Annotated in this window: 15 protein-coding genes and 1 pseudogene; 12 read left to right on the plus strand and 4 right to left on the minus strand. The window is 38.7% G+C overall.

From position 1 onward, the window contains the following. The first annotated feature begins 1 nt into the window (after position 1). From N4G44_RS09635 to N4G44_RS09645, 3 genes are all read left to right on the plus strand, one after another. Positions 2-403 (plus strand): GlcG/HbpS family heme-binding protein, encoded by a 402-nt coding sequence (locus tag N4G44_RS09635; RefSeq protein WP_474926323.1) that lies wholly within the window; start codon positions 2-4, stop codon positions 401-403. A gap of 18 nt (positions 404-421) precedes the next feature. Then, entirely contained in the window at positions 422-1,225 is an 804-nt protein-coding gene (locus tag N4G44_RS09640) for an AraC family transcriptional regulator (RefSeq protein ID WP_474926325.1), read from the plus strand. Between the two features lie 226 nt (positions 1,226-1,451). Next, on the plus strand, positions 1,452-2,321 hold the full coding sequence (locus N4G44_RS09645; RefSeq protein ID WP_474926327.1) for an EamA family transporter: 870 nt from the start codon (positions 1,452-1,454) through the stop codon (positions 2,319-2,321). Positions 2,322-2,351: 30 nt separating this feature from the next. Here the strand turns inward: N4G44_RS09645 and N4G44_RS09650 are convergent, their stop codons facing one another. Next, positions 2,352-3,209, minus strand: coding sequence for an NAD(P)-dependent oxidoreductase (locus N4G44_RS09650; protein ID WP_474926329.1), 858 nt, complete (start codon positions 3,207-3,209; stop codon positions 2,352-2,354). A 204-nt stretch (positions 3,210-3,413) separates the two neighbouring features. Here N4G44_RS09650 and N4G44_RS09655 point away from each other — a divergent pair, with 204 nt between their 5' ends. Both N4G44_RS09655 and N4G44_RS09660 read left to right on the plus strand, forming a co-directional pair. Next, positions 3,414-4,040, plus strand: coding sequence for a CatA-like O-acetyltransferase (locus tag N4G44_RS09655; protein ID WP_474926331.1), 627 nt, complete (start codon positions 3,414-3,416; stop codon positions 4,038-4,040). A 655-nt stretch (positions 4,041-4,695) separates the two neighbouring features. Beyond that, a complete protein-coding gene (locus tag N4G44_RS09660; RefSeq protein ID WP_474926332.1) occupies positions 4,696-4,983 on the plus strand; it encodes a helix-turn-helix transcriptional regulator in 288 nt (95 codons plus the stop codon). A 14-nt stretch (positions 4,984-4,997) separates the two neighbouring features. On the opposite strand, the gene N4G44_RS09665 is transcribed toward N4G44_RS09660, so the two are convergent. After that, entirely contained in the window at positions 4,998-5,729 is a 732-nt protein-coding gene (locus N4G44_RS09665) for an MBL fold metallo-hydrolase (RefSeq protein ID WP_474926335.1), read from the minus strand. Between the two features lie 73 nt (positions 5,730-5,802). Next, positions 5,803-6,552 (minus strand): NUDIX hydrolase, encoded by a 750-nt coding sequence (locus tag N4G44_RS09670; RefSeq protein ID WP_474926337.1) that lies wholly within the window; start codon positions 6,550-6,552, stop codon positions 5,803-5,805. Between the two features lie 432 nt (positions 6,553-6,984). On the opposite strand from N4G44_RS09670, the gene N4G44_RS09675 reads away from it, so the two are divergent. Continuing rightward, entirely contained in the window at positions 6,985-8,175 is a 1,191-nt protein-coding gene (locus N4G44_RS09675) for an MFS transporter (RefSeq protein ID WP_474926340.1), read from the plus strand. A 2-nt stretch (positions 8,176-8,177) separates the two neighbouring features. Here the strand turns inward: N4G44_RS09675 and N4G44_RS09680 are convergent, their stop codons facing one another. Next, on the minus strand, positions 8,178-8,543 hold the full coding sequence (locus N4G44_RS09680; RefSeq protein ID WP_474926342.1) for a winged helix-turn-helix transcriptional regulator: 366 nt from the start codon (positions 8,541-8,543) through the stop codon (positions 8,178-8,180). 387 nt (positions 8,544-8,930) lie between these two features. On the opposite strand from N4G44_RS09680, the pseudogene N4G44_RS09685 reads away from it, so the two are divergent. From N4G44_RS09685 to N4G44_RS09710, 6 genes and pseudogenes are all read left to right on the plus strand, one after another. Next, positions 8,931-9,632 (plus strand): annotated as a pseudogene (locus N4G44_RS09685) (alpha/beta hydrolase fold domain-containing protein); the annotation flags it as partial. A gap of 5 nt (positions 9,633-9,637) precedes the next feature. Continuing rightward, on the plus strand, positions 9,638-10,810 hold the full coding sequence (locus tag N4G44_RS09690) for an MFS transporter (RefSeq protein ID WP_474926343.1): 1,173 nt from the start codon (positions 9,638-9,640) through the stop codon (positions 10,808-10,810). Between the two features lie 85 nt (positions 10,811-10,895). After that, positions 10,896-11,114: a DsbA family protein gene (locus N4G44_RS09695; protein ID WP_474926346.1), complete on the plus strand. Its 219-nt coding sequence runs from the start codon at positions 10,896-10,898 to the stop codon at positions 11,112-11,114. Next, complete coding sequence (locus tag N4G44_RS09700) at positions 11,111-11,593, plus strand: DsbA family oxidoreductase (RefSeq protein ID WP_474926350.1); 483 nt, start codon at positions 11,111-11,113, stop codon at positions 11,591-11,593. The genes N4G44_RS09695 and N4G44_RS09700 overlap by 4 nt, the downstream gene beginning before the upstream one ends. A gap of 519 nt (positions 11,594-12,112) precedes the next feature. Continuing rightward, on the plus strand, positions 12,113-12,694 hold the full coding sequence (locus tag N4G44_RS09705; protein ID WP_474926351.1) for a 5'-methylthioadenosine/S-adenosylhomocysteine nucleosidase family protein: 582 nt from the start codon (positions 12,113-12,115) through the stop codon (positions 12,692-12,694). Between the two features lie 12 nt (positions 12,695-12,706). After that, entirely contained in the window at positions 12,707-13,462 is a 756-nt protein-coding gene (locus N4G44_RS09710) for a helix-turn-helix domain-containing protein (RefSeq protein WP_474926353.1), read from the plus strand. The last annotated feature ends 3 nt before the right edge of the window (positions 13,463-13,465 follow it).

Below are 13,465 nucleotides of genomic sequence, written 5' to 3' on the forward strand. Positions count from 1 at the left end.
CATGAGTATAACGTATAAACAGGCTGCAAAAGCGCTCCAAGCAGCCACAGAAAAAGCAAGTTCCATCAATATTCCTGTTAGTATTGCCGTTGTAGATTCGGGAGGGCATCTTGTTGCCTTAGCAAGGCTTGACAGTGTTTACGGGGTTATCGATTTTGCTGTTAAGAAAGCAAAAACAGCAGTAATGTTTGGGGTCGACAGTGATGTGATGGGAACAATTATTGCCGGAGCAGAAATTCACGGCTATGGTATGCTGAATTCCAACGAGGGGCTTCTTACTATTGCGGGCGGACTTGTGATCAAAGATACTGAAGGAAAGATCATAGGGGCAATAGCATCGTCGGGGGGAACTCCTGAACAGGATAAGGAGATTGCAGGGGCAGGTGCTGCTGTTATCGGTTAAATTTCAGATATTTGTGGTATGGAAAAAACTTCGGAAATCATATTCGACAGACTGGTCTATTCCTGTTCGTTTGAAATGTACAGGGGACACGAGGAATTTATTCCCGATCATTTCCTGGGCTATCAGCTGTCTGGTGAAACACATGCTTTCCATGACAAAGGCAAAACTGTTATAAAGGAGAATACAGTAGTGATCGTCAGAAAAAATCAGCTGATCCGAACGGTAAAGTATCCTTCAAAGAATAATAAATACCAGTTTCTGTCTATAACCCTTGACCAGGAAACACTCCAACAGTTTGCGGCAGAAAATAAAATAAGCCTATCTGAAAGATTTCCAGACACTGAAAAGCTCTTTTTTGAACCGGATGAATTTTTCAACGGATATTTTGTCTCGCTGCTTCCGTATATTGACAAGACAAAAACAGCAACTTCAAGGCTGGCTGTTTTAAAGGTTAAAGAGGCGATAGAGCTGATTCTGCAAAGTAATCCTGATTTTAAGAACCTGCTTTTTGATTTTTCAGAACCATATAAGATCGATCTTAAGGAGTTTATGAATAAGAATTTCAAATTCAATGTGCCGGTGGAAACATTTGCAAAGCTTACAGGCCGCAGTCTTTCAGGGTTTAAACGTGATTTCAGCAAAGCTTTCAACATGACGCCTAAACAGTGGCTTAAAGAAAAAAGGCTGGAAGAAGCATATTACCAGATCCGGCATAAAAACAAAAAGCCATCCGATATTTATCTCGAACTGGGATTTGAAAATCTGTCCCATTTCTATTATTCATTTAAGCAGAAATTCGGCCTTACCACCACAGAAGTTTAAATTAAAAAAATACAAGCAGTATAACAAAGGAACAGTGAACAGCTGTTCCTTTTATTTGTTAACTGTTTAAAACTATAACCTGTAATTGCAAGTGTCCGGAAAACAAAGTTTTAATATATTTGGGGTGACTATCTTAGATGATAAATCCGGATTATAACTTATAGAATAAAATTCGTTTAACCCTGAAATTCATCTTATAGATTGTTTACGAATATTAAATTTAGAAATGAAAAATTCAAACCTGGCAATTTCAGCAACACTTTTAGCGATTATCTGTGTACAGGGAGGGGCCTCCATTGCCAAACAGCTCTTTCCTCTGATAGGTCCTATTGGTACTGTCAGTTTGAGGATCGGGCTTTCTGCTGTGTTGCTCATTTTGATTAACCGTCCGAAGTTTTTGCAGTTTACCGCACAAAAATGGAAGTACTGTGCCATGTATGGGATTGGTCTGGCAGCGATGAATCTCGTTTTCTACATGGCTATTCAAAGGATCCCGTTGGGGCTGGCAGTTACGGTAGAATTTGCAGGGCCTTTATTTCTGGCCATTGCTTTATCCCGGAAATTGCTGGACGTAGTATGGGCATTGCTGGCCTGTATCGGAATATTACTCATTGTTCCGTGGCAGAGCGATCATGTTGATCTGGTTGGACTTGGATTGGCTTTTCTTGCAGGAATGTTTTGGGCGGTATACATCGTCATGGGTGGAAAAGTGGCTAAAATTATGGATGGAAAAGATGCGGTTACCACCGGAATGGTATTCGCAAGTCTGGTCATCATCCCTTTTACTATATGGGACGGAGCTGTATTCAATCTTACGCCTTCTATTTTTGTAAAAGGTTTAGGAGTGGCTATTTTGTCCAGTGCGCTGCCGTTTTCACTGGAAATAATGGCATTGAAAAGACTTCCCGCAAAGACCTTCAGTATTCTGATGAGCCTGGAACCTGCATTCGCAGCTCTTTCGGGTTGGGTATTTCTGGCAGAAGAACTGAGTTTTTTACAATGGATTTCAATCGGTTGCGTCATTGTGGCCAGTATAGGAACAACTGTTTTCAGTAAAACGACGGTTCAGAATGAAATTGTTCAAAGCAAAGAATAATCTTCTGCATAAAAAAAGTGTATCATTGTATTATTTTTCAGGCTGATTCTTCAAATAATTAATAATCCCGATCACATCATCCTTCCCGAAACCTTCATCATGGGCAGACTGATAGGTTTCACTCAAAATTTTGGATAAAGGAAAATCAGCACCGGCATTCTGAGCTAATAGAATATCTTTCAGCATGAGATCGAGAGCAAAAGCGGGCTCATATTGGTTTTTGATCAGCATAGGTGTTTTTACTTTGGTAGCGCCACTTCCGCTGGCACTTTCGTTGATGATTTCCAGCATGGCCGTTCGCTCTATTCCTAATTTATCTGCAAACAGAACGGTTTCGGCCAATCCCTGGTAGATCGCAGACAGAAAATAATTGATGGAAAGCTTCCCTGCGATTCCTTTTCCGTTTTCTCCTAAATGCTTCACTGCTTTTCCAAGTTTTTCAAAATAAGGCATGGCCCGGGAAAGGTCTTTTTCTTCACCACCTGCCATAATGATCAGTGTTCCTTCTGCAGCAGGAACGGTACTTCCGGCTACCGGCGCATCGATGAAGGCTGCTTCTTTTATTTTAACAGCTCCGCTGAGCTCCGCAGTGGCCTGTGGAGAGATCGTGCTCATGTCTATAAAAAGTTTTCCGGCAATATCCGATGTAAGGATTTCTTCATAAACTGCTTTGGCAGCACGGTCATCAGTAAGCATTGTAAAAATGATGCTGCTGTTCTTCACCAGATCTGAAATCTGGGTGTAAACAGTTGATTCTGCTTTAAAATCTTCAGCTTTTTCAGGTGATCTGTTGTACACTGAAAGCGGAAATCCTGCTTTTTCAAGATTTTTTGCCATGGGATGGCCCATATTTCCTAATCCGATAAATCCTATTTTTTCTTTCTCCATGCTAATTTTATTACTGTGGTTAAACAATTGGCTTTTCAATCAAAATATAAATCATGACACTATAAAATACGGATTTCATAATGTAAGCCTTCTCTATTGGCATCAAAAAACCGACCAAAGACAGGCTGTATTTTTACAATATTTTTTGTTGATTAACTTTTAAAACCCGGAAAACTTACGGAAATTTACAGCAAATAAAAATCAATGAAGATCATAGACGTCGAGAAATGGAACAGGAAAGAGCATTTTGAATTTTTCTCAAAAATGGACAGCCCTTACTTTGGTTTTACTACTGAAGTAGACTGTACCAAGGCTTATGCCTATGCAAAGGAAAACGGATATTCCTTTTTCGCGACCTATCTTCACAGGTCAATGGTGGCCGTAAATGCCGTAGACGAGCTGAAAATGCGTATTGTAGATGATCAGGTGGTTTTATACGATGCTGTTCATGCAGGAACTACGATAGGAAGGGCAGACGGGACTTTCGGTTTTGCATTTATCCCTTTTTCAAACGATTTTAAGACATTCAACAAGATTATGCAGGAGGAAATAAAGGATGTACAGCGCACATCAGGAATCAGGATGAATAACGGCGAGCTTGGTAAAGATCTCATCAGGCATTCAACAATTCCATGGAATTCTTTCAGTGCACTGCTTCATCCTACCAGTTATAATAATTCCGAATCTGTCCCGAAAATTACATTCGGAAAATTCAGTATCCGTGACGGTAAAAAGTTTCTTCCGGTTTCTGTGGAGGCCCACCACGGGCTGGCGGATGGAATTCATATTGCGAGATATCTGGAGGAGTTTCAGAAGCAGCTTGATCAATAATAAAATTCGGCTCTGGAAGTCTGAAAGCTCACGATAGACATTAACTTTTCATCAATATATTTTAATAAAGCTCTTCCGTCTTCATGTGACGGGTATGCTTACTCTGTCTTTAATCCCTGATTTTAATAATTTCATCCATTTGCAATTTCTTTTTATATCGGAAACCTGGATATCTCTAATTTTAAAATCCTGAAATACTTCCCAAAATCTTCAAAAACATTGATTGAGATCATAAAAAGCGAAATCAACATCTGCTACATTTGCTTAAGAATAGATTCAATGAAGAATTAATTTCAAAGCATAGTATAAATAGCGTAGATACATTGGTATAGGATGGCGTGGTACATATGTGGTATTTTAATTCTGTAAAATTTTAATCATTTTTTCTTTCTTTGTTTTGTTTAAAAATCACTGAAAGAATCACAGCCGGTGAAAGTTTTTAAGGATTGAAGCCTTTAAGATATTCACAGATAAATATGAAATTGATGTATGCGACCTGAAACCTTCATATAAAGCAGCTATTCATTTAGCTATTGAAGAAGAATTTGTACTGGTGCCCAACTTTGTAATGTACCAGAAATAAGTAGAGATGAGAAAATATTATGAAAAACGAAAAACCACAATCTAATTTAGAAGATTTAAACCAAAAAATGTAATGCAGGACGAAATTATAGCATTAGCTAAGGAAAATTCGCCACGCCTGCTGAATAAATTCAGATTAGTTTACCCTGATTTTTTTGATAAAATAGCTAAGGTATATCCCGGACTCAAAAATTCTGAACTGATTTTTTGCATTTACCTGAAACTCAACTTTACCACCAAGGAAATCGCGACTTACACTTTTGTAACTCCAAAAGCCATTCAGAATAGGAAAAACAGAATCCGGAAGAAGCTTAATATTCCTTCCGACCTGGATATTTACAAATGGTTTAATGACCTTTAAATTTTTGTATCAGTTTATATTTGGATCACTGCTTTATCCAGATCATGATAAAGCAGTATTTTCCATTTTTCTTCGGCAGCTTCTTTTTGCCATTTCAGTCTTAATTCCATTGCTTTTCTTCCGTCAAAATCACTTTTATACGCAAGGTGATATTTCAGATAAGATTCCTGAGGAAGATCATCTGCTCCGTAAAAAACAGTTTCCCCGTTTTCTCTGATCCAGAATACCTGCATGAAAGGAGTATGTCCGCCTGCAACTTCAAAAGAGATCTCTTCACTGATGTTTCCCCGATCATCATTCATCCATACAATATTCGGCAGGGTGATCAGTTTTTCCAGTGTATTAAAATCAAAAGAAGGATTTCCTTTGTTTTCCATAGCAAAAGCCAATTCCCGTTCTTGAATATAAATTGCTGCATTGGGAAATGTGGGTGCAAAACCATTGGAAGTCTCCCGGATACTTCCGTCAATATGGTCTTTATGAAGATGAGAAAGGAGAAGCTTGGTGATCTGCTCAGGCTTGATATTTTCTTTTTCCAGTAATTCCAGAATCACAGTTTTCCCCTCAGTATTTTTCCATCCGATACCGGCATCAATAAGAATATAATCTTGTTCTGTAACGATCAGGAATGGCTGTACAGACATTTTAATCCCTTTAACAGTATCAAAATTTTCATCAGTAAGTAAAGTGAAATCTTTCGTTTTGCTGGCAGAAAAATTGCCTTCTTTAAGCGGAATAATTTTCATCCTGCAAATTTCCCTAATATTTCTAAAATGTAAAAACCTTTTTTCAATAAAATACATTGGAAAAAACAATAATTTACCAGCTGTTCAGACCGTTTTCCATAGCTTTGGCATAATTTTCCTCGTCAAAAGAGTAGAGGTCGGGAGCTTTGTGGGCACCGCCACGTCTCTGTTCGTCAAGCTTTTTCAGAATTCCCAGGTTTTTAATTTTCCTGTAAAAATTCCCACGGTTCAGCTCTTTTCCCAAAACAGCTTCATATAATTTTTGCAGTTCGGGAAGGGTAAACTTTTCAGGCAGAAGGTTTTTCCCGATAGGTTTTGTAGAAATTTTCTCTCTAAGTGTAAGCAAAGCCTTTTGAATAATCTCATAATGATCCATCCCGAATTCTATCTCCGGCAGCTTGCTTACAAAAACCCACTCGCAGGTCTCACTGAATTCATCCGGGATCAGGCGGAACAGGGACGGTCTGTATAAGGCGTAATATCCTACAGTAATGAAGCGCTGTTTCTGGAAAAGCGTCTCATCGAAATCCTCAAAATAAAATTCACTTCTGTTTTTCTTGCCAAATACTCCAAATTCTTCGAGGTAAATATCTGTAATCCCCGATCTTTCCTTAAGTATTCTCTTCACAGCATCGTCCAGATCCTCATCTTTACCTACATAGCCCCCGGGAAGAAGCCATATTTTTCTGTAATTGGTTTTCAGAAGCAGAACTTTAAGCTCATTATGTTCAAATCCAAAAATAACCGGGTCCGCTGAAATATGGGGCAGAAAAGTCTCTTTTGCCTCAATTGACTGCTGTAAAAGCTGTTGTTTAGAATCCATGGAATTAGTGTGAATGTGTCTTTATACAAATTTGCTAAAAAAAATGACTTCCTGTTTAAAATCCGTTCAGATAAAGGGATTTAGAACAAAAGAATCTAAACAATTTGAATAAAATAATAGAATTGCAAAATATTAACGGCTATTTTCCGTTAAAGTAAGCATAAAACACAAGGCTAACCTTCTGTAAGCCTATTACTGACGAAAAAATTTCCTTCCCCTTGTTTCATGAATTTATTTTTTTAGATTAAATGCCATAGTTGATTGAAAGAGGCCGTTTGCAATAGACGGCCTCTTTTTAAATTCCTTATCTTTGCAATTCTTCAAAATGATAGGTGATAGAATATCCATGGGATCATTCTTGATTACCGATTCAGGATACGTCCTAATCATTTAATTCTATCTTAGATTTGAAGTTAAATTTTTATTCCAACTATGCAGACGAGCAATACGAACGGTATTTCAAGAACAGTGATCTGGCTTATGGCTGTTATTTCGGGCCTGGTGGTAGCCAATAATTATTATAACCAGCCTTTACTCGCCCTTATTTCTGACGATCTTCATATTTCTGAAAGCGCAGCAGGCAAAATTTCGGTGCTTACACAAATAGGATATGCCTTAGGGTTATTACTGATTGTTCCTTTGGGAGATAAATTTTTGCGTAAGAAATTAATTCTGATCGATCTGTTTTTGGTTTTTGGCTCATTATTGTGGATGACTTTCGCTACTCAGTTATGGATGCTGTATGCTGCGAGTTTACTGATCGGGGTAACTTCTGTAATTCCTCAGTTATTTATACCCATTGCCGCTGAATTGTCTTCTGACAAAGAAAAGTCTTCCAATATCGGAACGGTGATGTCAGGATTATTATTAGGGATCCTTTTATCCAGATTTATAGGTGGAATAGTAGGTGATGTGTGGGGTTGGAGAGCGATGTTCGGTATTGCAGCAGGCCTGATGGTCATTGTTTGGATAGCGGTGTACAAAATGCTTCCCGAAATGCAACCCAATTTTAAAGGAACCTATAAGGAATTAATGCAGTCTGTTGCCCACTTAGCAAAAACACAGCCTATATTGCAGCTGGCCTCTTTCCGTGGAGCTATGGCTTTTGGGTCGATGTGTGCCTTGTTTACAACATTGGTTTTTCATATGGAGAAGCCGCCGTTTAATGCAGGATCATCAGTGGTAGGAAGCTTTGGACTGGCCGGGGCTGTAGGGGCATTGGCGGCTGCCAAAGTAGGGAAACTTCAGAAATATCTGGATATCAACAGGATTATATTGTACTCGTTGTGCATTGTTGTGGGAAGCTGGGCTTTTACCTATTTTGCCGGTGAAACTTACTGGGGACTGATCATTGGAGTTATTTTGGTTGATCTTGGCGTACAGTCCAGCCATATTATGAACCAGACTAATTATTTCCTGATTAAATCCAATGCTGTAAACCGTTTGAATACAGTTTACATGGTTTCCTATTTCATTGGCGGATCGCTGGGAACATGGCTGGCATCTCTTGCCTGGCAATATGCACAGTGGGGAGGAGTTTGCTTTGTAGGAACCTCTTTCGGATTGCTTGCCATTGTAGCTCATATTGTATTCAGCAATAAAGTAAACACATCCCAGCCTTAATTTCAGCTTTTGCCCTGAACTAAGTCCCTGTGCTTGGTTCCCCATTTTTCAAGGTCTTCCCAGATCGGGATCAGTTCTCTGGCAATTTCCGTAAGCTCATAATCTACTCTTGGCGGAACTTCCGCATGTACTGTCCTTTTTACCAGCCCTTCTTTTTCCAGTTCACGAAGCTGAAGAGTGAGCATTCTTTCGGTAATTCCGCTAATCCTGTCCCGTACTTCGCTGAAACGCAACTTTCCGTCCTTTAACCTGTTTAAAATCAAAAGTTTCCATCTTCCTCCGATCTTGCATACAGCATAAGACAGATCACATTCCTGTATGTACTTTTTATTGATGTTATTCGTTGAATTTTCCTTTATTTTTCCCATAGCTTACAAATTTGTTAGTACCATACAATTAGCTGTATACGGTGCAAATGTAAGGTTTGAAAATTAATTTTGTACTCAGAAACTGAAAATAAACATCAGTTCCGGAATAAGAGCGCTCAACATTCCTAAAAAAGTATTCAAACAAAAATAAAGAGTAATGCAGTTAACAGAACCTATCAATCAGATTTTAAATCATTTAGAAAAAATACATTCGTTCAATGCCCAAAATCCATTAGAAGATACCCGGAAATACCTTGAAACTATGTCATTTCAGCTTAGCGGTAAAAAAGAACCTGTCGCTATGATCGAAGAGCTGAATATTCCTCTGGAAAGTCATCAGGTTCCGGTCCGGATTTACCGTCCAAAAGGAAAGGAAGTTCAAAATTCATCAGCAATCATCTATATCCACGGAGGATGGTTTATTGCCGGTAGTTTTGAAACTCACGATGTTGTAGCCCGTAAACTTGCCAATAAAACCGGGTCAGTTGTAATCTTTGTAGATTATCGCCTGGCTCCCGAACACCCTTTTCCTGCAGGCTTAAATGACTGTATCGGCTCTGTAAAATGGATAGCAGATCATGCAGAATTTTTGGAATTGATGCCCGTCAGATTGGTATTATCGGAGACAGTGCCGGAGGCGCGCTTGCAACCGGTGTTTCTATCCAGACAGGAGAGCTGCTGAAATTTCAGGTACTGATTTACCCTGCCGCAGATCATCAGCTCAATACAAAATCATGGGAAACTTACGAGAAAGGCCCTGTTCTTAACAAAGAAGGCGGAATCCAGGCCTGGAAATGGTATTATCCCGAAGGCAGAGACAATCCTGATCCCTTAGCTGTTCCTATACTGATAAAAGATTTCAGAAATACACCACCTACACTTGTTCTTATTGCAGAGCATGATCCCTTAAGAGATGAAGGAGAAAAACTGGCCGCCCATATGAAAGAAGCAGGAATTCCTACACATACAATTTTTTATAAAGATATGGTTCATGGCTTCATGCACATGGGAGAGGTGCTGGATGAAGTAGACCAGGCTGTGCATGAAATGGCAGATTTTGCCCATCAACATTTCAAAACCATTATAAAATAAAGATGAAAAAATATGCATACATCGGTTGTCTGGGGTTTATTGCTGTCATTACTACTGAATTTGGAGTCATAGGAATTCTACCCCAGATAGCGGAACATTACCAGATAGGGATCGACAAAGCAGGATGGCTCCTTAGTGCTTTTGCACTGATTATTGCTGTAACAGGGCCTTTTATGACTCTTTTAATGTCAGGGTTTGACAGAAGAAAGGTAATGCTGGCCGCTATTTCTATTTTTCTGTTTACAGCTGTTATTTCTGCCATGTCGCCGCCGTTCTGGCTTCTGATGCTGGTCCGGATACTTCCGGCATTTTTACAGCCTGTGTATATTGCAACGGCCTTATCTGTTGCAATATCCGGTTCAGAGAAGAAACAGGCTAATCAATTAATGGGAATTGTATTTATCGGGGTTGCACTGGCTATGGTTACCACGGTTCCTTTTGCCACGTGGCTGGCCAGTGTGTGGATCTGGGAATCATCTTTCATTGTTCAGGCGATAGTAAGTACCGTGGCTCTCAGCATTATTTATTTCTTGCTTCCGGCTATGCCTGTAGCAGAAAAGAAAACCTATAAAAGCCAGCTGAAAATCTTAACCCAGCCTAACTTTATCATCAGTACTGCCATGAATTTTTTCATGATTACTGCATGGTTCTCTACCTATAGCTATTTTGCGGATTATCTGAATAAAGCAAAAGGAATGGACAGTACCATGGTAAGCTATATGCTTTTCCTGTTCGGGATCATTGGGGTATTTTCAAACTGGATTGCCGGAAAAATGCTGAGCTGGAATGTTTCGAAAACAACAGCCTTGTTTCTTTCCGGTACCGTCATCATGCCTTTCCTGCTATATTTTTCAGGAAACAATCTGACGATGAATATCATCAGCATTGCTATTTGGGGTTTTCTGTATTCTCCCAGCTTTCAGAATGCATCCACCTATATGATTTCTTCAGCTCCGGGCTCACTGGAGTTTGCAAACAGTCTGGCAACATCTTTCGGGAATTTAGGGGTAACTTTAGGAACTACACTGGGAGGATGGATAATTGTTTCCAAAGGAGCATCATACAATCCGTGGATAGGTTTTGTTTTCGGTATTCTGGCTTTTCTTATGATAATCCTGAGAAGTTTTCTGGAGAAAAAAGAAGCAAAAGAAAAAATCATTATTCAGAGTTCTTAAATTATAATGTAACAAATTTTGTTACATTAATAAAATGCAGTACCTTTGATCTTTAAATAGTTTCATCAAAAATTTAAATAAGAAAATGAAAATAGAAATATGGTCTGATGTTATGTGTCCGTTTTGCTATATCGGAAAGAATAATTTTGAACAGGCCCTTGAAAAGCTTCCGTTTAAAAATGAAGTGGAAGTAGAGTGGAAGAGTTTCCAGCTAGACCCAACCCTGGACCCGGTTCAATCTCAGAATACAATCGAATATTTTAAAGAGAAAAAGGGCTTCCGGCAGAGCAGGCTGCCCAGATGATCGGTCAGGTGGCCCAGATGGGAAAAGGTGCGGGAATTGATTTCAACTTTGAAAAAGCTTTGATTATCAATACTTTTAATGCCCATAAATTACTTCATCTAGCCAAGAAATATGGTAAGGCGAATGAAATGGAAGAAGCTCTTTTTAAAGCGCACTTTACTGATGGGAAAAACGTTGGAGACATTGAGGAACTCATTTCGCTTGCTGATGATTTGGGAATTGATAAGGATGAAGCAAGGCAGGCCTTAGTTTCAGACCAGTTTGATTATGAAATCAATCAGGATATCCAGGAAGCAAGAAATAATGGTATTTCCAGCGTTCCTTTCTTCGTGTTGAACGGAAAGTATGCAGTATCCGGAGCACAGCCGGCAGAAGTTTTTGCAGATGCTTTACAGCAGACCTATAAAGAAACAGTAAGTCCGTTTAAGGATCTTTCCCAGGGAGGAGCTTCATGTGATGCGGATGGCTGCAGTATTTAGTTTGGGAGTCTGAGAGTTAAAGAGTAAACAGGTTAAGAGCTGATGGCAAATATTATCAAGGATTCATAAATATTATCATTGAACGATGTTAAATTCGTGTAATTTGTGAAAAAAAAATAGTGGCATTAGTGTTTAAATAAAAATATTATTCAGTATAATAAACACCTCAACCCGGGGTGTTTTTTTCATTCTATATGTGAATAAAAATTAAAAAAGTTACCTTTTTATTGAATTAATATATTGATTATCAATATCATATTTATTTAACGCAAAGTTTTATTTTAGAATGAAATAATTTAAGAGAAGCAAAGAGAATCAATCAGAGATTGATTTTCATGAAGCTGCTGGATAATAAGTCTGCTTAATCACTGGCCCAGCACCTTCTTTGCCTAACGCAAAGTATAAATCTTTTTCATAACACTTTACGCCAGAATAAATTTTCTAAAAACAGATAATAAAGTTAGAAAGAGGTTTATTTTATCCGTTCAATGCTTATTTTTGTTCAAATAATTAAGCTCCATGATAAAAATAAATGCCGAATCTGAATATCCTGTTTCAGAAACCCTGTTTGTCTTTGCTCTGGATTCAGAAGCAGGAAAAGCATTTGAGGGAAAAAATAAACTGGTAACAGGAATCGGGAAAGTGAATGCAGCCATAGAACTGACAAAAGAAATTCATACCAGAAAGCCGAAACTGATCATTAACCTTGGGTCTGCCGGAAGTAAAAGCTTCAGTAAAGGCAAAGTAGTCTGCTGCACAAAGTTTATCCAGCGCGATATGGATGTAAGAGGACTTGGCTTCAGCCTTTATGAAACGCCGTTGTCCGGAATTCCTCCCGTTTTGGAATACGGTCTTGAAATGAATGGCCTGGAACAGGGAATCTGTGGAAGTGGCGACAGCTTTGAAATGAACCATTCCGAAACGGATTACAATATTGTAGATATGGAGGCTTATCCGCTGGCTCTTATTGCCCAAAAGGAAAATATTCCGTTTTTATGCCTGAAGTATATTTCAGATGATGCGGGAAGTGATGCTGCGGACGATTGGTCCGTTCAGGTACATCTGGCATCTGAAGCGTTTAAAAAGATATTATTTTCATAGGATAATTTCTGTTTGAAATCTGAGATTGAAGTTCCCATGAAGGTTACCTTTTATCAGCCCCTGCATCCTGTTCTTCAAAAATATATTGAAGGATACTATTTTGTAGACAAGGATGACCATCACCAGCCCGTCAGATATCTTACTTTTCCGGACAATTATTTTATTGTATCAGCTTGCCAGGATGTATCCATTACTCAGGATAAAGGTTGGGTGGAAATTCACAGATCATTATCGGAGAACCTGGTGATCGACTTTGTTTCCAGATGCTCTGTTCCTACTGAAATTTGTTACCGGCAGTCTGTAAACGAAGTGACTGTATACTTTAAACCCTTGGGAATGTATCATTTTTTTGAAGCAGATGAAAGTTCAGCTTTAAAGGAACATCTTCATCTTTCAAATTTTATTGAAATCATGACTACTGTTTTAAAAGAAAGCGATAGGAAGCAGCAAATTGAATTGCTGGAAAATTACTGGCTTTCAAAATTCCAAGAGAAGAATTTAACCTTAGCTTACAACATTCTGGCTGATTTTGATACTGAGCTTAGTATCGAAGAAATTGCTGGAAAAAACGGAATCACAAGACAATATCTGAATAAAATTTCAAACCGGTATCTGGGTAAACCCGCATCAGAATTCAGGAAAATCCAGAGATTCCGCAAAGCCTTGATTTCAAATAAAAAATCCAGAAATCTTACGGAACTTTCGTATGAAAACCTTTTTATGACCAGTCTCATCTTATTAAAGATTTTAAGGAACTTACAAAAATAAGTC

The sequence above is a fragment of the Chryseobacterium sp. GTID13 genome, assembly GCF_056172655.1.

Excerpts from the sequence above, each read along its gene's own strand:
- N4G44_RS09695 (WP_474926346.1), top strand. The coding sequence starts at position 10,896 with ATGAAAATAGAAATATGGTCTGATGTTATGTGTCCGTTTTGCTATATC.
- N4G44_RS09650 (WP_474926329.1), bottom strand. The coding sequence starts at position 3,209 with ATGGAGAAAGAAAAAATAGGATTTATCGGATTAGGAAATATGGGCCAT.
- N4G44_RS09670 (WP_474926337.1), bottom strand. The coding sequence starts at position 6,552 with ATGGATTCTAAACAACAGCTTTTACAGCAGTCAATTGAGGCAAAAGAG.
- N4G44_RS09690 (WP_474926343.1), top strand. The coding sequence starts at position 9,638 with ATGAAAAAATATGCATACATCGGTTGTCTGGGGTTTATTGCTGTCATT.
- N4G44_RS09705 (WP_474926351.1), top strand. The coding sequence starts at position 12,113 with ATGATAAAAATAAATGCCGAATCTGAATATCCTGTTTCAGAAACCCTG.
- N4G44_RS09700 (WP_474926350.1), top strand. The coding sequence starts at position 11,111 with ATGATCGGTCAGGTGGCCCAGATGGGAAAAGGTGCGGGAATTGATTTC.
- N4G44_RS09635 (WP_474926323.1), top strand. The coding sequence starts at position 2 with ATGAGTATAACGTATAAACAGGCTGCAAAAGCGCTCCAAGCAGCCACA.
- N4G44_RS09645 (WP_474926327.1), top strand. The coding sequence starts at position 1,452 with ATGAAAAATTCAAACCTGGCAATTTCAGCAACACTTTTAGCGATTATC.
- N4G44_RS09680 (WP_474926342.1), bottom strand. The coding sequence starts at position 8,543 with ATGGGAAAAATAAAGGAAAATTCAACGAATAACATCAATAAAAAGTAC.
- N4G44_RS09660 (WP_474926332.1), top strand. The coding sequence starts at position 4,696 with ATGCAGGACGAAATTATAGCATTAGCTAAGGAAAATTCGCCACGCCTG.
- N4G44_RS09665 (WP_474926335.1), bottom strand. The coding sequence starts at position 5,729 with ATGAAAATTATTCCGCTTAAAGAAGGCAATTTTTCTGCCAGCAAAACG.
- N4G44_RS09675 (WP_474926340.1), top strand. The coding sequence starts at position 6,985 with ATGCAGACGAGCAATACGAACGGTATTTCAAGAACAGTGATCTGGCTT.
- N4G44_RS09640 (WP_474926325.1), top strand. The coding sequence starts at position 422 with ATGGAAAAAACTTCGGAAATCATATTCGACAGACTGGTCTATTCCTGT.
- N4G44_RS09655 (WP_474926331.1), top strand. The coding sequence starts at position 3,414 with ATGAAGATCATAGACGTCGAGAAATGGAACAGGAAAGAGCATTTTGAA.